This is a genomic window from Deinococcus roseus, assembly GCF_014646895.1.
GTDB classification, from domain to species: Bacteria; Deinococcota; Deinococci; order Deinococcales; family Deinococcaceae; genus Deinococcus_C; species Deinococcus_C roseus.
Genome location: NZ_BMOD01000020.1, coordinates 50,065 through 70,793, shown reverse-complemented (window position 1 = coordinate 70,793; position 20,729 = coordinate 50,065). Strand labels below are relative to the sequence as shown.

22 protein-coding genes are annotated in these 20,729 nt (G+C 55.0%); 13 read left to right on the top strand and 9 right to left on the bottom strand.

Features of this window, described 5'->3' with window-relative positions; genetic code table 11:
• Window positions 1-3 precede the first annotated feature (3 nt).
• Complete coding sequence (locus IEY52_RS19745; protein ID WP_189005726.1) at window positions 4-282, bottom strand: hypothetical protein; 279 nt, start codon at window positions 280-282, stop codon at window positions 4-6.
• 313 nt (window positions 283-595) lie between these two features.
• Here IEY52_RS19745 and recD2 point away from each other — a divergent pair, with 313 nt between their 5' ends.
• Window positions 596-2,689 (top strand): SF1B family DNA helicase RecD2, encoded by a 2,094-nt coding sequence (recD2, locus tag IEY52_RS19740; RefSeq protein ID WP_189005724.1) that lies wholly within the window; start codon window positions 596-598, stop codon window positions 2,687-2,689.
• A 49-nt stretch (window positions 2,690-2,738) separates the two neighbouring features.
• Here recD2 and IEY52_RS19735 read toward each other — a convergent pair whose 3' ends face one another.
• The 3 genes from IEY52_RS19735 to IEY52_RS19725 all read right to left on the bottom strand — a co-directional run bounded on the left by IEY52_RS19735 (window position 2,739) and on the right by IEY52_RS19725 (window position 4,601).
• Window positions 2,739-3,506, bottom strand: a complete 768-nt coding sequence (locus IEY52_RS19735; RefSeq protein WP_189005722.1) for a BON domain-containing protein — start codon at window positions 3,504-3,506, stop codon at window positions 2,739-2,741.
• Window positions 3,507-3,679: 173 nt separating this feature from the next.
• Window positions 3,680-4,084, bottom strand: coding sequence for a hypothetical protein (locus IEY52_RS19730; RefSeq protein ID WP_189005720.1), 405 nt, complete (start codon window positions 4,082-4,084; stop codon window positions 3,680-3,682).
• 49 nt (window positions 4,085-4,133) lie between these two features.
• Window positions 4,134-4,601, bottom strand: coding sequence for an SRPBCC family protein (locus IEY52_RS19725; protein ID WP_189005718.1), 468 nt, complete (start codon window positions 4,599-4,601; stop codon window positions 4,134-4,136).
• A 304-nt stretch (window positions 4,602-4,905) separates the two neighbouring features.
• Here IEY52_RS19725 and IEY52_RS19720 point away from each other — a divergent pair, with 304 nt between their 5' ends.
• Window positions 4,906-5,445, top strand: coding sequence for a YceI family protein (locus tag IEY52_RS19720; protein ID WP_189005716.1), 540 nt, complete (start codon window positions 4,906-4,908; stop codon window positions 5,443-5,445).
• A 90-nt stretch (window positions 5,446-5,535) separates the two neighbouring features.
• Complete coding sequence (locus IEY52_RS19715; protein ID WP_189005714.1) at window positions 5,536-6,393, top strand: DM13 domain-containing protein; 858 nt, start codon at window positions 5,536-5,538, stop codon at window positions 6,391-6,393.
• Between the two features lie 7 nt (window positions 6,394-6,400).
• On the opposite strand, the gene map is transcribed toward IEY52_RS19715, so the two are convergent.
• Window positions 6,401-7,144 (bottom strand): type I methionyl aminopeptidase, encoded by a 744-nt coding sequence (gene map / locus IEY52_RS19710; protein WP_189005712.1) that lies wholly within the window; start codon window positions 7,142-7,144, stop codon window positions 6,401-6,403.
• Between the two features lie 175 nt (window positions 7,145-7,319).
• Here map and IEY52_RS19705 point away from each other — a divergent pair, with 175 nt between their 5' ends.
• Both IEY52_RS19705 and IEY52_RS19700 read left to right on the top strand, forming a co-directional pair.
• Window positions 7,320-7,886 carry an RNA polymerase sigma factor gene (locus IEY52_RS19705; protein WP_189005710.1) on the top strand — a complete coding sequence of 189 codons (567 nt, stop codon included), beginning with the start codon at window positions 7,320-7,322 and terminating at the stop codon, window positions 7,884-7,886.
• A complete protein-coding gene (locus IEY52_RS19700) occupies window positions 7,876-9,282 on the top strand; it encodes a zf-HC2 domain-containing protein (RefSeq protein WP_189005708.1) in 1,407 nt (468 codons plus the stop codon). The genes IEY52_RS19705 and IEY52_RS19700 overlap by 11 nt, the downstream gene beginning before the upstream one ends.
• A 131-nt stretch (window positions 9,283-9,413) precedes the next feature.
• Here IEY52_RS19700 and IEY52_RS19695 read toward each other — a convergent pair whose 3' ends face one another.
• Window positions 9,414-10,121 carry a DsbA family protein gene (locus tag IEY52_RS19695; protein ID WP_189005706.1) on the bottom strand — a complete coding sequence of 236 codons (708 nt, stop codon included), beginning with the start codon at window positions 10,119-10,121 and terminating at the stop codon, window positions 9,414-9,416.
• A gap of 221 nt (window positions 10,122-10,342) precedes the next feature.
• On the opposite strand from IEY52_RS19695, the gene IEY52_RS19690 reads away from it, so the two are divergent.
• Together IEY52_RS19690 and IEY52_RS19685 are read left to right on the top strand one after the other, a co-directional pair.
• Window positions 10,343-11,368, top strand: a complete 1,026-nt coding sequence (locus tag IEY52_RS19690) for a DNA double-strand break repair nuclease NurA (RefSeq protein ID WP_189005704.1) — start codon at window positions 10,343-10,345, stop codon at window positions 11,366-11,368.
• 42 nt (window positions 11,369-11,410) lie between these two features.
• Window positions 11,411-12,211: an arylamine N-acetyltransferase family protein gene (locus tag IEY52_RS19685; protein ID WP_189005702.1), complete on the top strand. Its 801-nt coding sequence runs from the start codon at window positions 11,411-11,413 to the stop codon at window positions 12,209-12,211.
• Here IEY52_RS19685 and IEY52_RS19680 read toward each other — a convergent pair.
• Window positions 12,197-13,090 carry a LysR family transcriptional regulator gene (locus IEY52_RS19680; RefSeq protein ID WP_189005700.1) on the bottom strand — a complete coding sequence of 298 codons (894 nt, stop codon included), beginning with the start codon at window positions 13,088-13,090 and terminating at the stop codon, window positions 12,197-12,199. The two genes, IEY52_RS19685 and IEY52_RS19680, sit on opposite strands and share 15 nt — an antisense overlap.
• A 214-nt stretch (window positions 13,091-13,304) precedes the next feature.
• Here IEY52_RS19680 and IEY52_RS19675 point away from each other — a divergent pair, with 214 nt between their 5' ends.
• The 6 genes from IEY52_RS19675 (at window position 13,305) to IEY52_RS19650 (ending at window position 18,986) form a co-directional block, all read left to right on the top strand.
• Complete coding sequence (locus IEY52_RS19675; RefSeq protein ID WP_189005698.1) at window positions 13,305-13,991, top strand: type 1 glutamine amidotransferase domain-containing protein; 687 nt, start codon at window positions 13,305-13,307, stop codon at window positions 13,989-13,991.
• A 265-nt stretch (window positions 13,992-14,256) separates the two neighbouring features.
• Window positions 14,257-15,108 (top strand): SMP-30/gluconolactonase/LRE family protein, encoded by an 852-nt coding sequence (locus IEY52_RS19670; protein ID WP_189005697.1) that lies wholly within the window; start codon window positions 14,257-14,259, stop codon window positions 15,106-15,108.
• 294 nt (window positions 15,109-15,402) lie between these two features.
• Window positions 15,403-16,368, top strand: a complete 966-nt coding sequence (locus tag IEY52_RS19665) for an SLAC1 anion channel family protein (RefSeq protein WP_189005695.1) — start codon at window positions 15,403-15,405, stop codon at window positions 16,366-16,368.
• A 391-nt stretch (window positions 16,369-16,759) separates the two neighbouring features.
• A complete protein-coding gene (locus tag IEY52_RS19660) occupies window positions 16,760-17,512 on the top strand; it encodes a cupin domain-containing protein (RefSeq protein ID WP_189005693.1) in 753 nt (250 codons plus the stop codon).
• A gap of 91 nt (window positions 17,513-17,603) precedes the next feature.
• Window positions 17,604-18,182: a DJ-1/PfpI family protein gene (locus IEY52_RS19655; RefSeq protein WP_189005691.1), complete on the top strand. Its 579-nt coding sequence runs from the start codon at window positions 17,604-17,606 to the stop codon at window positions 18,180-18,182.
• Between the two features lie 60 nt (window positions 18,183-18,242).
• Complete coding sequence (locus IEY52_RS19650; protein ID WP_189005689.1) at window positions 18,243-18,986, top strand: HAD family hydrolase; 744 nt, start codon at window positions 18,243-18,245, stop codon at window positions 18,984-18,986.
• Between the two features lie 133 nt (window positions 18,987-19,119).
• On the opposite strand, the gene IEY52_RS19645 is transcribed toward IEY52_RS19650, so the two are convergent.
• Window positions 19,120-20,292 (bottom strand): thiolase family protein, encoded by a 1,173-nt coding sequence (locus IEY52_RS19645; protein WP_189005687.1) that lies wholly within the window; start codon window positions 20,290-20,292, stop codon window positions 19,120-19,122.
• Window positions 20,293-20,307: 15 nt separating this feature from the next.
• The gene (locus IEY52_RS19640) at window positions 20,308-20,706 is read right to left on the bottom strand and encodes a four helix bundle protein (RefSeq protein WP_189005685.1); all 399 of its coding nucleotides are present in this window, start codon (window positions 20,704-20,706) and stop codon (window positions 20,308-20,310) included.
• Window positions 20,707-20,729 lie beyond the last annotated feature (23 nt).

Genomic DNA, 20,729 nt, shown 5'->3' with positions numbered 1-20,729 from the left:
GAATCAAAGTTGAAGCTGTTGCAGGCGGGCCTCAGCTTTTTGCTGCAGCTCTCCAGTGTATTTGCGGGCCACTTTTTGCAACACCTCCTGAGGGCATTCGGGACGCTCCAGCAAATCCCCAATGATCATCTCTTTGAGGGGAGGGTCCTGCTCTGCCAGTTGCAGAAAAGCAGCAAAGTGAAGCTCTGGAACATGTGGATATCTGTCCATGAACCGCCGGAACACACTGTAGCGGTAGTAAGCCGGGTCGGGGTTTTCACCTTTGAGGAATTCCTGTGCCACGTCTTCCAGAATGGCGGTGTTGATCAGGCCGTAGTTCAGCCAGTCTTCGTTGAATTCCAGATGAAAAATGATTTTGGCAAGTTCAGCAGGGTCGATGTTCGGTCTCCTTCCAGAGTCCAGAGGTTTTCTGGGTGTGTGTTGAGGTGCGCTGGAAGCTCCATTTCAGCAGGATCCAGCAGGGTCTTCTGTTGTGATCAGTTTAACATGCTGCTTTTTCGAGGCGTTTTCAAATTGGACCAGATGCAGGTGCAGGTCTAAACATCAACCGCTTGCCTGATCCTCCCCAGCCCGCTTCTGATATGCTGGGAGCGTAATGGTGGACATCGGGGATCAACTGCAGGTCACAGGCAAAGCATTGAAAGTCAGATTTCGCGCGGACACGGGTTTTACCATCCTCAGTGCCAACATCAAGACCGAGGCTGGGCAGGACAACGATGCCACGCTGGTGGGCCTGATGCCTCCCATCGATCCCGGAGATCCATTTGAAGCAGAATTGATCGTGCAGGAGCATCCTGAGTACGGTTACCAGTACCGGGTGGTCAACCTGTACCTGAAAGACGACACCGCAGACATGACCGAGGAGGGCATGGCCGCTTACCTGGAAGCCAAAGTTTCGGGGGTGGGTCCCAAACTGTCCAAACGCATTGTGGATTTTTTTGGTCAGCAGACCTTCGAGGTGATTGAACTCGAGCCCGAGAAGCTGCTTCAGGTTCCTGGAGTCACCCGTTCCACCATCCAGAAAGTGCAGGCCTCCTGGGATGAGCGGCACGGGGAACGCAAACTCATCACAGGTCTGCAGTCTCTGGGCCTCAGTGTCTCACAGGCCCAGCGGGCCATGAAGCAGTTTGGCAGCATGGCTTTAGAGGTCCTGAAAAACGACATCTACGCCATGACCGAAGTGGAAGGGGTGGGCTTTCAGACCGCTGACCGTCTGGCCCTGGAAAAAGGCATGCAGCCCACCGACCCGAGACGCCTGATGGCCGCAGCCGTGTATGCCATGCAGCAGGCCATGCAGCAGGCTGGACACACTTACCTGCCCAGAAACCGTGCCCTGCGTGGCCTCAAGTATTACACCGGCATCAGCGAAAAACTGGCGGAGACCTCTCTGGAAGATGCCCTGGACGCTGCCCGCATCCTGCAGGAAGGCGAGCGGGTTTACCTCCCCTTCGCCCTGAAGAACGAAAAAGCCCTGGCCAGCACCATTGCAGAATTGCTTTCTGAGCCCCCGGAAGCCCCCTGGAGGGTGCCCAAAAAGGCAGTGAAAGACCTCAGCGATGAACAGGCAAAGGCACTGGAATTGCTGGCAGACCACCGTCTGGTGGTGCTCTCTGGTGGTCCAGGCACCGGGAAAAGCTACACCACCCGCAAAGTGGTGGAACTGGCCGAAAACCTGGGTCTGGAGGTGGGATTGTGCGCACCCACGGGCAAAGCCGCCCGCCGCCTGATGGAGATGACCCTGCACCCTGCCAGCACCATTCACAGGCTCCTGAGTTATGGTCCAGAAGGCTTCCGTTTTGGTGAGCTGGAACCCCTGCCGTATGACCTGATCATCGTGGATGAAATCTCCATGTGCGGAGATGCCCTGATGCTGGCTTTGCTGACTGCAGTGGCTCCGGGTGCCCGCATTCTGCTGGTGGGAGATGCAGACCAGCTTCCTCCTGTGGATTATGGGATGCCCCTCTCCACCCTCACGCAGGTGGCCCCCACGGTGTGGCTCACCCAGATTTACCGCCAGGCCCAGGACAGTCCCATCATCCAGGCGGCCCACCAGATCAAGAGCGGCAACCTCCCGGATTTTGCCCACCGGGAATTTCGCCACATCCCTGTGGAAAGCGACACCGGAGCCAGAAGGGTGGCCCTGCTGGTGGATTCTCTGGGCGGTCCCAGAAAAGTGCAGGTGCTCACCCCCATGAAGAAAGGTCCGCTGGGGGTGGTGGCCCTCAATCAGGCCCTGCAAGCCATGTTCAATCCTGGCTCTGAAGGCACACGGGTTGGAGAGTACCTGCTGCGGGTCGGGGACATCGTGGTGCAAACCAAAAACGACTACCAGAACGAGGTGTTCAACGGCACCCTCGGTCTGGTGATCCGGGAAGGCAACGGCAAGGTGCAGATCGACTTTGAAGGCAACGTGGTGGAAATGTCCGGTGCAGAGGTGTACCACCTGCATCTGGGTTATGCCCTGACCGTACACCGTTCCCAGGGCAGCGAGTGGGACACCGTGGTCAGCGTGCTGCACGACACCCACTACAACATGCTCTCCCGCGAACTGGCCTACACTGCCGTCACCCGGGCCAAGAATGTCTTTGTGGCCGTGGGCACCGAGAATGCCTGGTCCATCGCCTCCACCCGCAGGCGTGAAGTCAGGTATTCAGGGTTGCAGGACCGCATTCAAAAAATTCTCGGGTGAGGTTGCCCCCACCCGGTTTCTTCTGGTTCCCGTTTTTGAAGCCAGGATTTTATCTGGGAATCTGCAGTTTTTGCCCTGCCCGGATCAGGTCAGGATCGCTGATGCCGTTGGCACGGGCAATTTTCATGTAGCTGTCCCGGCTGGCATCCCCATAAAAACGCTGGGCAATTTCTGAGAGGGTGTCTCCTGATTGCACGGTGTACCACTCATCGGGCTGGTTCACATGACCCTGAGCAGGCTTGCTCTGTTTGCTGCTGGCCTGTGCATCGCGGTATTGCTGCTTGGCCTGTTCCACAATCTTCAGACCTGAAGCGTCCACGCTGGCCACTCCATCGGTTTCCTGGGCAATTTTTTCTGCCAGGTTGTATTCGTGCTGGCTGTCCACAGCGCCACGCAGGATCACACTGCGACCTGTCTGCAGCACATCGATGGGATCGTCTTTGAGTTCTGCATTGGCTTCCAGATTGCGCAGCACAGCTTTGGCAATCTGGCTGGTTTGAATCACCTGTTGCAGATCATCCAGACCGCCATCTCCCTGCTGGGAAGTGTTCTGTGAGGGAACGTGCTGGCTGGCACGGGTGTCGGTGGAAGTCGCAACCTGGGTGGAATGCACCTGAGACACATCCACCTGACTGACCCCTTTGATGCCCTCTGCCACCACTTTGATCAGGGTGGGGTAACGGGGGTTGGGAACTTCACCTGACACGGTGACTGTGCCTCCCCGTTCCTCCACTTTGAGGTCCAGATTTTTGAGCAATTCCTGTTGTTCAAATGCTTCTTTGACCCGATCGGCGGTGCTTTTTCCAAATGGCCACATAAAAACCCCCTTGAATTCTGCCCTTGAATCTTGCAGTCTCATCCAGCCTAAAGACCATAAGGGTGAGGATGAACAGAGAAGCCTAAGGTTTGTTTAATCTGAGTGGTTTGATATGAGGGGTTTACTCTGAATGGTTTGATCTTTGTGGTTTGATCTCAAGGGCAGCAGGGGACTCAATCTGCGCTGCGGTGCTGCAACGGCACCACATCAATCTGCAAGCCACTGCTCTGCAAAACCTCGGTGACTTCAAAGATTTTGATTCTGGGCAGCCAGCATTTCCAGCCGTAAGTGGGGTCGTTTTTGTGGTGCAGCACCAGCAGCATGTGCTGTCCCTGGCGGGTCATCTCTTCCAGAATGGTTTCTGCCACCACATGCGGGTAGTCCCTGAGGCTGCTGTGCAGCTCCTCTGCTTGCAGGGTCTGCAGGAAACGGCGTCCGGCCACCTGCAAATCCTGCAGTGCGAAGCCTGCAGCTCCAGCGCCATACTCACAGCCCAGATCGGACAGGCGACGGATCTGGAAAATCACTGCATCGGTGGCCTGGTACACGTGGTGGATGGGCAGCTTTTCATGCTTCATGGCAGATCCCTTCGATCATCCTGGATGGACAGGCTTCATAAAGCAGACTTCACAGGGCGGGCTTCTGGGTCCCGGAGGGGTTTTCCTGACTGCCCGCCTCTCCTTCCAGCAGTTGCAGCATTTTTTCCATGGTCTCCAGGGTGGACTTTTTCAGGGCTTCTTTGCGCCCTGCATGCATCAGTTTGCCCAGCGCTGGACCCATCAGGGAAACTTCATGCCTGAACAGCACCTGTCCGGTTTCCTGTTTCCATTCCCGTTTGATCAGCAGTTCCACCCCCATGCCCAAAGGCATGGAAAGCACCAGGTTCTGCAGCATGTCACAGGAGATCACCGAAAACCGGGTGCTGGTGCCGTCCTGATGGGTGATGGTGCCTGTGGCCCCCTGTTTGAAAGGCCCAGAGAGTTCTGCACTCTGGATGGTGCTGTCCCAGCGGGACCAGTGTTTGGGATTGATCCAGAGTTGCCAGATGGCCTGAGCTGGTGCGGTGGTTTTGGCGGAAAAACTGCAGATGTGCATGTGAAACCTACCTTTATCCAGAAAAACTGTGGTTACAGTTTAAAGGACAGTTTCTATCCAATCTATTACTGCTTTATCATATCATTACTTGCAGATAACACAAAGGGTATAGTTGTCTACAAAAACAAAGTTTTCATTAAAATTCTGAACGATTTGAAACATTTTTTCAAGTTTTGATTACAAATGGTCAGAATGCCATCAGGAGCTGACCACTGGCCCACAACCCTGTACCGGGTACAAGAATTTTCCTTTGAACCTTTTTCCTTCCCCCTCCCGTATCTCCCCCTGAAAGGAGGAAGTGACCTTGAAGAAACTTCCACTGGTGCTTTTGCTGTCCAGTGCCGCTTTTGCTGCACCCATGCATTACACCATCACCGGCAATTCCATGGCGAATTTCAATTTCAGAGTGACCCTGATTCCCGTTCCCGGAGAAACCCCGGATGTGCAGGCCGACCTGTCTTTTGACCCTGCCAACCTGCAAAAAATCAGCGGATCCATCAAAGTGGATTTGCGCTCCCTGAACACCGGCATTGCCCTGCGCGACGAGCACGCCCGCAATTTCCTGGGGGTGGCAGAGCACCCGAGCGCAGAGTTCAAAATCTCCCGCATCTCGGGCATCAAAAAGCTGCAGGCAGGGCAAGAACTGCAAGGCTTTGCAGAAGGCAGCTTTGCTTTAAAAGGGGTGGTAAAACCCCTCAAGGCCCCCATCAAGGTGCGTTTTGATGGCAAAACCATCTTCGTGACCACCAAATTCGATGTGGTGCTGAAAGACCACCACATCAACATTCCAGGCGCAGATGACGCCACCGATGTGATGGTCCAGTTCAACCTGAAATCCAGATAAACCCCAATCAAAATTCAATCCCTCATACCCCTTTGAATGCACCTGAACGTGCAAAGGGTCTGGCAACCATGCCTTCAACAAGGAGTCCCCATGAAAAACATCCACAAAATCCTGCTGGTCCTCGGTCTGTCCCTCGCTGCTGCACCTGCTGTGGTTTACGCCCAGAACAACATGCAGAAAGACAACATGAACAGCATGCAGGACAGCATGGAACAACTCACCTTCAAGAGCCTGCATGCTCCCACCCAGGGCAGCGTGGACTTCCAAAAAAATCAGGATGGCACCTACACCTTGCACATCAAGGGTCTGAAAACCGAAGCCGCCCCGGATCTGAAAGTCTGGCTATACAAAAAAGCTGTAAGCGCTGCAGGAGATGTCAAAAAGACCAAAAACGAGTACGTGGTGGTGGGTGGCCTGAAGAAATTCAGCGGAGATTTCAGCTTCAAACTGCCCAAAGGGGTCAATCCTGACAGCTACCAGAGCGTGGTGTTGTGGTGCGATCTGGTAGCCACCCCTTTTGCAGGAGTGAATCTGCACGACCACAACATGAGCAACATGATGGACATGGGAAAAATGGACGCAGGCAAAATGGATGCAGGCAAAAACGAAATGATGGGCGACATGATGCACGGCCTCAGCGGTTCCTTCGTGAGTCTGGAAGCCCCCTCCATGGGACATGTCTCCATCGCAGATGGCAAACTGACCATCACCGACCTCAAGACAGAAGCCGCCCCCGACCTCAAAGTCTGGCTGTACAAAAAAGCCGTGATGAACAAAGCCGAGGTCAAGAAAACCGAAGGCACCTACGTGGTACTGGGCGGCCTGAAGAAATTCAGTGGGAAATTTGAATTCAAGCTGCCCGAAGGCGTCAATGCAGCAGACTACAAGAGCGTGGTCCTGTGGTGCGATCTGGTGGCCACACCCTTTGCAGCTGCGAACCTGCAATAAACACAACTCAGGCTGTCAGCACCATCGGTTTGCCCTGGGTGATCACCACGGTGTGCTCAAAATGCGCACTCAGGCTGCCATCGGTGGTGGACAGGGTCCAGCCATCTGAGAGGGTTTTGACCCGGCCCCTGCGGCCTGCGCTGATCAGGGGTTCGATGGCCAGCACCAGACCCTCGTGCAGCATGTAGCGGTCTCTGGGGTGGTAATAATTCAGCACCGAGGGTTGCTCGTGGATGGTCTTGCCCACGCTGTGCCCGGAGAGTTCCCTGAGTACGGTAAACCCTCTGGAAGTGACTTCCTGTTCAATGGCCCGTCCGATCACATGGATGGGCTTCCCTGCTGTGGCGACCCGCATGGCGGCCTGAAAAGCAGCTTCTGCACAGGCAATGAGTTTCAGGGCCTGGGGGGAAGCCGGAGGCACTGCCACGGTGATGGCAGCATCGGCAATGTAGCCCTGCACGTTAGGGGTGACATCCAGTTTCACCACATCTCCAGCTTTGAGGGGGTGGGGGGTGGGGAGGCCGTGCACCACGTCTTCATTGACGCTGATGAAGGCATGGACGGGGGCACCATACACCTGTCTGGGGGCAGATTCTGCTCCGTATTTGCGGAAGACCTGACCGCAGATTTCATCCAATTCTGCAGGGGTCACTCCGGGTTCAATGGCGTTTTGCATGGCTTTCAAAGCTTCTGCAACGACTTTTCCGGCATGCTGCATGCCCAGCAGGTCATGTTCTGAATCAATGGACATTGTTGCTCCTTGTGCTGTGTTGGTTGCGCGGTGTGGTGGGTTGAGGAGAAGGCCGGGCTGCTGGAACTTTGAAGGCTGTTTTGAGCTTTTGTTTGAACTTTTGCAGGGCCTGTTTGCGTACCTGGATCATGAGGAGTGTTTGATGCTCGCCCTGACTGCCCGTACACTGATGAAGATGTCTACTCCCATTTCAGACGCAGAGCTGATCGTCCGTTTTGAGAAACGGGATGAAAGCGCCCTGTCAGAATTGTACGACCGTTATGTGAACGCTGCATACGGGCTGGCACTGCGCACCCTCGAAGATCAGGATGCTGCCCAGGAAGTGGTGCAAGACGCCTTCCTCAAAATCTGGAACAACCCCAGAAGTTTTGATCCCGGCAGGGCCAGTTTTGCGGCCTTTTTCATGACCATGGTGCGCAACCTTTCCATTGACACCCTGCGCAAACGCAAATACGAAGGCGACATTTACAACGAGGAGGGCGAACTTTTGCCCTTCGAGGACCCCAACCTCTCTTTGCAGGAACGGGCAGAACTGGATGCGCTGGGCTACCGGGTCAGGCAGGCCCTCTCTCAACTCAGTGAGGCCCACCGGGAGACCGTGGAAAGGGCCTATTTCAAAGGCCAGTCCCGTGAGGAGATCGCTGAAGCCATGGGGGTGCCCATTGGCACCGTCAAAAGCCGCCTGAAGTATGCGCTGGACAGATTGCGTGCTGGCCTGAAAGGAATCGCGGATGAAGTGTGAGGATGCACAACTGAGGATTGCGGAATTGCTGTCCCAGGGGTCTCCCCTGCACAGCGATCCCGAAGTTCTTGCTCACCTGGATTCCTGCGTGGACTGCAACGCCTATGCCAGAGACCTGGAGGAGGTCTTTCTGGGCTTGCTGGTCACTGAAGTTCAGGAAGCGCCAGCTGACCTCAAATCAGGGTTGTTTGCCCGTTTGCATGGGGGCCTCAGTTGCGAGCAGGCCCAGACCCTGGTGGTGGAACGCCTGACCGAAAACCTCCCAGCAGAAGACCAGAGCGCATTGCAACGGCATCTGGACGAGTGCCCGGACTGTCACGATTATGCAGAGGACATGGACCTGGTGGTCACTGCACTGCCCCACAGTGCACCCAGAACCCATCCTCCAGCAGAAATGAAAAGCAACTTGCTGTCCAGTGCCAAAAAAAATGCCCCTGAGAAGCGTGCCCTGTCCTTGCAGTGGTGGGGTGTGGGACTGGCGGCAACGGTGGCCGGGGTGTTGTGGGTGGGAAGCCTGCTGACCCCCTCTGCCAGTGCGCGTCTGGCCCCGGATCCAAGTGTGGTGGTCAGTGCGGGCAAGAATGTGGTCTTTGCCAACAGCACAGAAAGCAAAACCCCGGTGGTGGTTCTGGATGAGGACGGCAAAGCCACAGGCATCCCGGTTCCCACAGAACAAGCCCCTTACTTCACAGAAGGTGTGGCTGAAGGGGATCGGGTTTATCTGCTGGACACCGCCAACCAGCAACTGACGGTGATCAATGTGCAGACCCGCAGTGTGGAACGCACCCACAAAATCCATGCTGGAGCCAGTGGTCTCAGTGTGCGCAACGGTCAGATTTTTGTGAAGTGTGCCCTCAGTGGTTTCCTGACTTTCATCCGGGAAGATGGCTACACCACCGAAATCAAACTGGCCCCCACCCAGGAGATACCCCGTGAGGAATTCATGGATGCCATCTTGCAGCAGGGGAATTTGCTCCTGGTCACCCACCACACCCAGGGCAAAATCTTCCTGGTGAATCCAGCCACCCTGCAGGTGCAGAACACCCTGAATGTGGAAGGGGAACCTGTGGCCCTGAGCGCTTATGGATCGGGTGTGCTGGTGCTGGACCATGCAGGGAGGTTGCTGGAACTGCAGGGCAACAAAGTCACCCGGGAACTGGCCCTGGAGGGTCACCCCGACAAGATCACGGTGGCGAGTGGTCAGGCTTACCTGTCAGACCGCTCCGGGTGGGTCAGCAAGGTGGACCTGAAAAGCTGGAAGGTGGTCAAAAAACAGCAGTTTGGCACCCCCATGGACATCACCTCCATGCCCGGAGGCGGCCTGCTGCTGGCAGATGCCAAAAAGGGCATCAACATGCTGGACAGCAACCTGCAGATGATGGAGCAAATTCAGTAGATTTAGAGCCTGTGACAGAAGAACAAGAGGTTTGATCTCTGAAGGGTGTTTTTTGAAATGGAAGGATCCTGGCGCATCCTTCCATTTCACTGATCAACGCAGTAGAAAGTTCAAAAGCCGTCAGGTTGTTCTCAAAAGACAGCCTGATGGCCCGGCTGAACTTTGAGGCTGCTGACCAGCCAGCCACTCAGGTCCTGCAAGCCGCGTTCCACAGCTTTGGGATGGTAGGGATACAGGCGGTCATTGATGGACAGGGCGGGCACCTGCTGCACCTGGCTTTTCTTCATGCGGCGCTGGTTCTCTTCCAGAAAAGCCTGAGCTGCGCGAGATCCTGTGCAGCGTTTGATTTCAGGGAGGTGCTGTCCCTGCATGGAGAGGTAAAGGGAGTGGTATTTGCTGGCGTTCCAGTGCTGTCCAGGGGTGGCATAAATCCGGTCAATGAACGTCTGGATCTGCTGCGGGTCATGTTTTTGCAGGCAGTAGGAAAAGCGGGTTCCGTAGGCACTGTCTTTCCCCAGCATGCCCACATCCACAAAGTAGTACACCGCCCGGCCAGACTGCACGTAGTATTCAATGGTTTTTTGAAACACGGTCTGGTGTAAAGTTTTGCAGTCTGAGCAGTTCAGGTCTGCAAATTCCACCAGCACAATCTTGCTCTCCCGGTTGCCCCACATGGGCACCCGGTTCAGAAAAGCCTCCTTCAGGGCCTGTTTCTGGTCTTCCAGAACTTCAGAGTAAACCCCTGCTGAACCTCCCATCAGCAGCAGCAAAACCAGTGAAAAAAACAAACCAAACCAGCTTGAATCCCGCATCTCCCACAACCATCTGAAAAAAACCATCACTGTCACATGTTAAGGGAAGATTCTGGCGGAAGGATGGGCTGAAATATACATTCTGATCAGCATTCTGGTCAAACCTGTGCTCCGCCTTTTGGCAGATGTTTCATTTTTGTAACCTCTGTTTTTGCAGTCCCCATGCTTTTGTGGTGGCTTCAGGTATGATGCTTACAGAAAAGCGAACTGAAATTCACTGAATTTTTCAGTTCTGAAGAGGAAAACACATGCGCTTACGACTGGACCCCTGGAGTGCAGACCAGCCCCAAATTCAGGCTTTAGAGCCTCGCACCAAATCGGAAATTCACTTTGTGGAAGGCCCAGACTGGCAGGCCATGCCCTGCAATCCCATCCCGGCCAGCCTGGAGTACGTTTACATCGTGGATGGCACCCGCCAGCTTTACGCCAACGTCACCATCGAGGACCAGGAGCGGGTGGTTTTTGGAGGTCTGGGGGCCATTGCCACAGGTGCAGTGGAATTGCATCCGCTGGGTTTGCGTCCTGCAGGACTCAAATACCTGGACAGCCAGCGCATTCTGGTGGCAGGAGGAGGCTACCATCCTGAACCGCTCAGGCTGGCCCCTCTGGCCGGGCAGTGTCCTGAACTGTTGTTTTCGGCGCACACCGAGCGAGAAAACGAAATCCACACCCCCCTGAACGGCCTGCAGAACCTGATGCTGAATCTGGAGCAGCAACTCTCCCATGATTTGAGTTCTGGCATTGAGGAGGTGTCGGTCAAACCCATCCAGTTGAAAAGCGTGGTCTTTCAGGATGGCCGGTTGCGCAAAGACAACCCCGAGAAACTGGTGTTCGGGATTGTGAAAACCCAGTACACCCACTTCCTGCCCCCCACCGAGCAGCGGATTCTGGCCCAATTGCGTCCAAAAGAGCGCACACCCATTTTTTACTTCCAGTACGAGGGGGAGTCTTACGCCCGCTATTCCTGGTATGTCCGTCTGGCCGCAATGCCCCCTTACATGCAGTCTTATGGGGGTCTGGTGCGTGTGGAAGCCTACGCTCCCAGTGACTTTGAGGACCTGCCTCCAGCCATCCGTCTGGTGGCCGACTTCTCCGGGGAACTGCTGTCCAGGCTGGCCAGCGAGTCTTTCAAGGACCGCCGTGCCCCCCAGAACCTGATTCCCACAGGTGCACTGGAAAAAGAATTGAAGCGCCGTCTGGGGGCAAAAGACATCATCGAGCGCAGAATCCGGCAGTTTCTGATGGAGGAATTTGCTGCAGGTCAACACCCCTGACACCCATGCAATGGTGATGCGTGCAGCAAAGGATGCGGACCAATGCTGAAACAATCAGACATGTCCCTCACGCTTTATCTGGCCCGAATCCATGCCCCTGAAGCGCCTCCCAGCCTGCAAAACCTGCGCCATTTGCAAGAACAGCACCTGAAGCATGTTCCTTTTGAAACCCTGAGTTTGCACCTGAACCAGCCCATTGATTTGCGAAGGGATGCACTGCTGGACAAAATTTTAAAGCGCAAAAGGGGCGGCTTCTGTTATGAGTTGAACAGTGCTTTTGGCTGGCTCTTGCAAACCCTGGGGTACGATGTGCGCCTGATCATGACGCAACCTTTCAAGGGAGATGGCACCCTCGCTCCGCCCTTTGCCCACCTCGCCTTAAAAGTGCGCCTGAAGGGGCAGGATTATCTGGTGGATGTGGGTTTCAACGATGGCAGCGTGCATCCCTTTCCACTGCTTGAGGGTCACCAGGAAAATGGCTGCACCCTTCAAAAAGAAGGCGAACTCTGGACCTACCATGACCTGCAGGCAGGCAAACCCCTTTATGTCTTCACGGAAGAAGAACATGCATTGGAAGCCTTTCAGGAGATGTGCCATTTTTATTCCACCTCTGCAGAATCGGGCTTCCGGAAAAAGATGTTCTGCGGGTTTCAGGTGCAGTCGGGGAAGCATTACCTGACCGACCACAAATGGGTGGAAGGCAGCAGTGAAAACCTGCTGGACCTGCAAAGCTTCACAGCAAAACTGCGGGAATTTTTCGGGATTCCTTTAAGCGATGCAGAAATTCAGAGCCTTTACAGTGCCTGTCTGGAGCGTGCAAAACAAACTTCACCAGCGCTCTGAGGCCCGCTCCAGCCGTTCTTTCACATAAATCACCCTGGGATGCAAAGATGTGTCCCTTTTCCAGACCAGATGCAACTGGTTGACCGGAGGTTTGAGGGGGTGCAGCAGTTCCATCAGGTCGCCCTGGACCAGCAAATCCTCCACCAGATACCTGGGCAAAACCGTGACTCCTCCTCCGCTGGCCGCCACCTCCACCAGGGCACGCAAATCTGGCACCACCAGTGAAGCCGTCGCGCTGGGCAGGGATCCGAACACCTGCCGCCAGTACCTTCTGAGCAGGGGCAAATCTTCTGCGTAGCTCAGGAGGGGGATCTGCTTGAGCACCTCTGCAGCCACCAGAGTTTTGCGTGGGATTTTTTCTGCCCAGGAGGCGCTGCCCACCAGCACCAGTTCTTCCAGATAAAGCGTGCGGCTTTCCAGTTCCGGGTTGCTGATCCGCACCGTAGAAACCACCAGATCCAGTGCCCCAGCCTGCAAGTCCTGCACCAGCACTTCCGGGGCTCCCAGGCGGATTCTGAGCAGGATGTTCTCCTCATGCAAATCTGAGAGGGAGGGCAAAACCTTGGCCCCCAGAAATTCGGCTGGCCCTCCCACATAAACGGTGCCTGCCAGACTCTGGCTTCCCAGTTTGAGGGATTCTGCCAGCAAATCCAGGGCGTCCAGGTGGGTGCCAATGCGCCGGGCCAGTTCGTGCGCTGCAGCAGTGGGCACAATGCCACGGGGCACCCGGGTGAACAATTGGCGGCTCATGCGTTCTTCCAGTTGCCTCAGTTGCCGGGTCACTGCAGGCTGGGTCAAATGAAGGGCTTCTGCCGCACGGGTGATGGATCCCACCCGGTAGACCGTCAAAAAAGAGCGAAGCTGGTTCAGGTTGTCCATAAAAAAAGTTATGGACAGTATAGCAATCCATCATTTGAATTTGGGTATCAGGGCACCTATAGTGTTCTGCAGAGAGGACGGATGCACCGCAGACCGCCTCCTGATCTTCCCCACTTTAGAAGTTTGATTCCTCACTCAAGTGCTTCTGGCACGCTGGGCAGCTCTTGTGTTGCCCAAAAGCCTGACTGCACCTGAACGGAGCAAGGAGACCTTTATGACCAGACGCATTCTGTTCGTTCTGACCAGCCACGATGACCTCGGTGGCGTTCGCAAGACTGGCTTTTACGTTCCCGAAGCAGCCCACCCTTTCCATGTGTTCAAGCAGCACGGCTACCAGATTGATTTCGTGAGCCCCAAAGGCGGCAAGCCCCCCTTTGATGGTCTTAAACTGGACGATCCCCAGCAGAAATCCTTCCTGGAGCACAGCGAAGTGGCAGGCAAACTGGAGAACACCCTCACCACCGATCAGGTGCAACCCGGCATTTACGACGCCATCTTCTATGTGGGCGGCCACGGCACCATGTGGGACTTTGCAGACAACGCTGCCCTGGCCCGCATTGCCGCCGAGATCTACGAAAAAGGCGGTGTGGTTTCCGCTGTGTGCCACGGACCTGCTGGTCTGGTGAACATCCGCCTCTCCAACGGTGAATTCCTGGTCAAAGGCAAAAACGTGGCTGCTTTCACCAACCAGGAAGAAGCTGCTGTGAACCTCACCAATGTGGTTCCCTTCCTGCTGGAAAGCAAACTGGTGGAGCGTGGAGCCAAACACATCCCCGCCGCCAACTTCCAGAGCAATGTGCAGGTTTCTGAGCGTCTGGTCACCGGCCAGAACCCCGCTTCCTCTGCTGGCGTGGCCGAGGCTGTGGTGAAACTGCTGCAGGCCCAGCCTGTTGGCGCATAAGGAAAAGCACCTATCCGGGACCTGAAAGACAAAGTGGGTCCCGGATTTTCAGGGAAATTCCAGCGCTTTTTCTGTTCTGCACAAGATTTTTCCGATTCCTTCAAAAGAAAAGTTCACGCTTTCGGAAAACCACAAAAGAAAGTACACTGGCTTTTCTGTGACCGCCGTCAAAAGCCCAACTTTGTTTGTTCGGCATACTGACATGCGTCACTTTGATGCTCAACGGTTCTGGCCCTGCTGGACCCAACCCCACATTGGAGGTTTTATGAAATCCCTTCTTGCCCTTTCTGCCCTGCTGACCCTCGGTCTGGCCCAGGCCAGAACCATCCAGGTCCCTGGCCTGCAAACCCCCGAATCCGTGCTCTATGACGCCAAAACCGACCTTTACCTGGTGTCCAACATCAACGGTGATCCGTTTGCAAAAGACAACAACGGCTTCATTGCCCAGGTCTCTCCCGATGGACAGATCCTCAATGCCCGCTGGATTGCCGGGGGCAGCAACGGCGTGACCCTGCATTCCCCCAAAGGCCTGGCTGTGGTCGGGAACATCCTGTATGTGGCAGACATCGACACCGTGCGCCTGTTCAACCGCAAAACCGGACAGTTTCTGCGCAACATCGTGCTGGGAGGCAGCACCTTCCTGAACGACATCGCCACCGATGCACAGGGCAATGTTTACGTTTCAGACAGCGGTTTCCTGCCTGAATTCAAACCTTCCGGCACCGATGCCATCTTCAAAATTGGCAAAGACCGCAAAGCCACTGTGCTGGCCAAAGGTGAGCAACTCGCCCACCCCAACGGCCTGCTGGTGCAAAAAGACGGCACCGTGGTGGTTGCTCCCTTCGGTTCCGGTGAAGTGTACGCCCTGAATGCAGACAAACACAGCAAACTCGGTCAGCTTCCCGATGGCGGTCTGGACGGACTGCTGTGGGTGGGGAACCGTTTTCTGGTCTCCAGCTGGAACACCCAGACCATTTATGCCCTGGGTGCAGATGGCAAAAACACCGTGCTGCTGAACAACGTGCCCTCCCCCGCAGACATCGGTTATGACAGCAAACGCAACCGCCTGCTGATCCCTGTGTTCACCGAAAACCGCATCATCCTGCAAGACCTGTAATCCACAGGTCTGACAGGCTTTCTTCCCCAGACTTCTTTGCTCTTCTGTTGTTTTCAATTTCTGCCGCAATTCTGTTTCACCCAATGACTCTGTTTTACCCAATGACTCTGTTTTACCCAATGACTCTGTTTTACCCAATACCCATGAATCAAATCATCCCAAACAACACTGCACTTCACATTTTCAGATGTTCTGCGAAAACACATGTTTTCTGCAGGTCTTTAAACACCAGGGTGGCTGCGTATAACGGGCAGTCACCCTTTATATTTTTTGTCCGGAAGGTGATTTTTCAACATGGAACGCATTCGCGAGCCACAATCCATCCTGAAGCATGTCCCCATACCCATATTCGCTTCCGTGATGGGCATCAGTGGCCTGGGCCTGACCTGGCGCTCCCTTTCCCAGACTTATTCGGTTTTCACTGCTCCTGCTGAAGGGGTTTTGATCGCTGGAGGTCTGGTTTTTGCCGGAGTTGGTGCCATTTACGTCTCGAAAATCCTCCTGCACCCTGACGCAGTCAAACAGGATCTGCTTCATCCCGTCAGACACGGCTTTGCAGGGCAAGTGCCCATCAGTTTGCTGTTGCTGGCAGAAGCGGCCCTCCCGTCTTCGCAGATTCTGGCTGGCATTCTGGCTGGAGCAGGAACCGTTCTGACTGCAGCCCTCACCGCGACCACCTGGGTTCGCTGGTCCCGCACAGGATTTTCGCTGGAGCACCTGTCCCCCATCTGGGTGGTGCCTCCCATTGCCTGCCTGATGGTGCCCTTGCTGGGCGTTCGTCTGGGCTGGACCGAAACCTCCTGGTTCTTTTTCAGCGCTGGACTGCTGCAATGGCTGGTTCTGCTGCCCCTGATTGTTCAGCGCACCCTGCTGAATCCTGCAGGTCCGGTGTTTCTGCAGCCCCTGCAGGCCATCTTGATGGCCCCTCCTGCTGTGGCTTTTCTGGCCCACGTGGCCCTGACCGGAAAACTGCAGGAGGTGGACCGCATTCTGGTTTATGCTTCTCTGCTTTTTGCTGTGTGGGTGCTGCCCGGTCTTCCAGCAGTGATCAGAACACCTTTCAACTGGACCTGGTGGGCCTATGCCATGCCAATGGCTGCCGTGCTGCTGGCCTTGCAGGAATACGCACACCTCAGTGGGGTGATGGCGCTCCACTGGGTGGGCCTTGCAGGTGGCGTGTTGCTGGCGTTTCTGGTGGGACTGCTGGCGTTTCACAGCATCTCAGGGCTTCTGAAAGGCACCCTGTTCCAGCCCGAGTGAGGCTTCTTTTCCAGCCCAGGCTTTGCTGAGCTGCAGATTTGCCTCTGCTGGAAGGCTGTGCAAAAACACCCCTTTCACCTTTTTTGTTGTTCTTTAAAGAAACAACAAACACAAAACATATCTTTTTCTCATTCAATGAATTCACATGACCAGTGTGAAGTCATTGAATATTGTCGTTTTTAATTTAAAGACAGCATCTTAATAAATGTAAGGAATGATTGACAATTTTAGCCGGATGTATTACATTTACCGAGACCGAGCGAGGGCAATCCTCCACAGGCAAACTTAATACAAGGTGGTGATTTTATGTAGGGGAGCATGTCCATTGACATTGGCATCCAGCGAATCACTGTGTCTATTCACTGTGTCTATTATTAAAAGGAGGTAGATCTTGAGCCTCAAGAATTTACCCGGCAATAAGTTTGAGCTTACTGCCAACGATATTGATTACATCACACAGAGCATTGCTTACTCCGCACTGAAGAACGAATCATTTCAAGACGATGGCTATCTGGATGGACTCATCGAAAAGCCCTGGGGGTACGAATTTCGCACCTACTGCGACCCTTTCTTTGACATCTGGAAACTGACCATCAAGCCCGCACAGCGCACCTCCGTGCACTGTCACCCCCGCAAGGAAACCATCCTGATCTGCCTGAGCGGTGAAGGCATCCTGGCTTCCCTGGACCGAGAAGAAGTGATCTCTGCTGGCTCGTACATCCACATTGACCGGGGGGTGTTCCACTCCACCCGCAACATTTCTGCCACAGAGAACCTGGAACTGATTGAAGTGGAAAACCCCAGAAACAAATTCGATCTGGTGCGCATCAAAGACGCTTATGGCAGGGAATCCATGGGGTACGAAACCACCCAGCGTTTCGACCTGAACCTCCCCGAGATGCAAACCTTCGAAAGCCGCTTCAACTATTCCTGCAAGCTCAGGGCCGAAGACGAAAACCAGCGCTACCTGTTCAGCATTGAAGACTTTGCAGAACTGCAGCCCGGCGCTCAGGATTTCCTGTTCGTGAAACTCGGCATCGAAGACCACCTGCTGGGCGGACCCGTGGTGATCAACTTGCAGCACACCACCCCCACAGGCATTGACACCCCCATGATGGGCCTGCGCATCCGCAAGACACGATAAATCCCGCTGAGCGCACCCCACTGATTCTCCCATCTCAAAACACTTCAAACCCATTCACCTTGCCTTTTTAAGGCACCGAAAGGAACACATCATGCCCAAAGCTGTCATCATCACCGGACCTGGATTTCAAGACCACGACATCGTTTACACCTACTACCGCGCCAAAGAAGAAGGCTGGGAAGTGGACATCGCCACCAAAGACGGCGAACTGGTGACCGGCAAGTACGGCATCACCGTGCCCATGGACAAGCGCTCCCTGCCCAACATCTCCTTCAACGATCTGGCTGCAGAAGACGCTGTGAACAAATACGACGTGGTGATCCTGACCGGCGGCCACGAAGCCCCCGACCGTGTGCGCCAGGACAAACGCGTGCTGAACTTCGTCAAGAGCATGGACGAGGCCAACAAGGTGGTTGCAGGTTTGTGCCACGGCCCCTGGATCATGGTTTCCGCTGGCGTGCTGCGCAACAAACTGACCTGCGCCTACGTGGGCCTCAAGGACGATGTGGTCAACGCTGGAGCCACCGTGATCGAAGCAGACGTGGTGACCGACAAGAACATCATCACCTGCTCCTACTACAGCGAGAGCGGCAAATTCATGAAAGCCGTCTTCAGCGCCGTGAAGAGCTACCACAACGGTGGCTACCCCGCAGAACCCATCATTGTTTGAGACCCCAACAACCAGAGGCGTGCACTTGTGCGCCTCTGGTTTTTTCTGGAAAGGATGCCCATGATTTTAGCCCTTGATTTTGATGGCGTGATCTGCGACGGACTCAATGAATGCCTGCTGATTGCCTGGAATGCCTGGCACCAGAACAGCCCCTCTGACCTGGACGAAAGCCAGTTGATCGGCATTCCTGATGCCTTCAAGGCCAGCTTTGCAGCCAACCGCAACTTTGTGCGCCACAACGGACATTTCATTGTGCCCTTCCTGCAGGAAAACATTGATTTTCAGACCCAGGAAGACTTCAAGACCCATTACGACAGCATTGATGCTGCCCTTAAAGCCCGCTTTGAAAGCCATTTCGAAACCCTCAGGCAGACCTTCCAGACCCAGCACGAAGAACGCTGGCTGGCCATGCACACCCTGTACCCCAGAATCGGGGAGGTGCTGCAAAACCGCAGCCACAAGCTCTACATCGTGTCTGCAAAGGACACCCCTTCCATCCAGCTCATCCTGAAAAGCCTGGGCGTGTACATCCCTGAGGAGCACATCTTCGGCAGCCAGAAAGACAAGATTCAGGCCCTGAACCAGATTGCCCTCTTTGAAAACGTCCAGAAAGACCAGATTGTTTTCATAGACGACAACCTGCCCAACATTCAGGTGGCACAGCAAAACGGCTTCACCAAAGCCACCTGGGCCACCTGGGGATACCACATTCCTTCAGATGTGGAACTGCAAAAAGAACTGCAGATTCCCAAACTGTATCTGGAGGAGTTCACCCGCAAATTTGGAGCACGGCAACTGGTTTGACAGGTCCATGTGCTTTAAAGGTCCCTCCAGCTGCTGAGGGACCTTTTCTGCTGTCCAACAAGAGAAATCCCCCTTAATAAGGGGGACAGCCTCGAACGCCAGGGGGATCTTGACCCGCAGAAATCTTTATTGCTTACAACGCCTCAAAAACCCCTGCAGCCCCCATGCCTCCACCGATGCACATGGTGACCACGCCATACTTGCCTCCACGGCGTTTCAATTCGTGCAGGATGGTGGCGGTGAGCTTGGCTCCAGAGCAACCCAGGGGATGACCCAGCGCAATGGCTCCGCCGTTCACGTTGAGTTTTTCTTCTGGGATGCCCAGTTCACGGACCACGGCCAGGGCCTGCGCAGCAAAAGCCTCGTTCAGCTCGAAGAGGTCGATGTCATCGATGGTGAGGCCCACCTGTTGCAGCACTTTGGGCACGGCTTTGATGGGACCGATGCCCATGTACTCGGGTTCCACACCACCCACAGCAAAACCCAGGAAGCGCCCGATGGGCTGCAATCCAAGTTCATCGGCTTTCTCGCGGCTCATGATCAGGACGGCAGCAGCACCATCGCTGAAAGGGCTGGCGTTTCCTGCAGTCACACTTCCACCCTGCTTGAAGGCGGGTTTCAGGCCAGCCATGGTTTCCAGGCTGCCATCTTTGCGGATCAGTTCGTCGTTCTCAAAGAGGAGGGTTTCACTGACCACTTTGGTGCCCTTGTATCTGTCCACACGGACAGGCACAGGCACCACTTCGTCTTTGAATTTGCCCTCTTCCTGGGCTTTTGCCGCTTTGCTGTGGCTGGCCAGGGCAAATCTGTCCTGGTCTTCCCGGCTGATCCCGTATTTGGCAGCAATGTTCTCTGCCGTCAGGCCCATGCCAATGTAGGCACCGGGACGGGTGTCCATCAGGGAAGGGTTGGGGCTGGGGTTGTGTCCGCTCATGGGCACCATGCTCATGGACTCAACGCCTCCAGCCAGCATCACATCGGCCTGCCCGGTCTGGATGGCAGCACCTGCCATGGCAATGGTCTGCAGACCCGAGGAGCAGAACCGGTTGATGGTCACGCCCCCTGTGGTGTCAGGAAAACCTGCACGCAAGGCAGCCAGACGGGCAATGTTCAGGCCCTGCTCCGCTTCGGGAATGGCACACCCCAGGTACACGTCTTCCACCAGCGATTTGTCGATTCCAGCACGCTTGACGGCTTCTTCAAGCACAAGGGCAGCCAGATCGTCTGGACGGGTGTTCGCTAAAGTTCCTTTGATGCCGCGGCCCACGGGGGTGCGGACGGCGCTTACGATGACAGCTTCGCGCATAATACTTCTCCTTGTTCAGGCTGAGGGCCGAGAGCCGAGGGCCGAGAGCTTGTGGACAAGTGCAGAGAGTTTCCCTGAAAGCGTATGGGCTTTTTGAAACATCTCCCTGACTTCTCCTTCCTGCAGAAATACCAGCCTGACCGCCAGATGAAAACCGCTCACCACTTCAAAGAGCGAACCTCTGCTGATCAGGAGGAACCTTGCAAACTCCCGGTCTGTTCCTCTGCCTCTCCCCTCCGCAATGTTCAGGGCAATTGAGTTTGCTGCCCTGCGCAATTGGTTGGTCAAACCAAACCGTTCCACTTCTGGAAAACCAGCCGTCAACCTGTACACCTGTGCTGAAAGGTCCAATGCGAGGTGGTAAACTTCGTAGTCTTCGAAAGAAAAATATCCTTCTGCACTCAGTCGCTTCATCTCTAGCATTTTGCCCTCGGCGC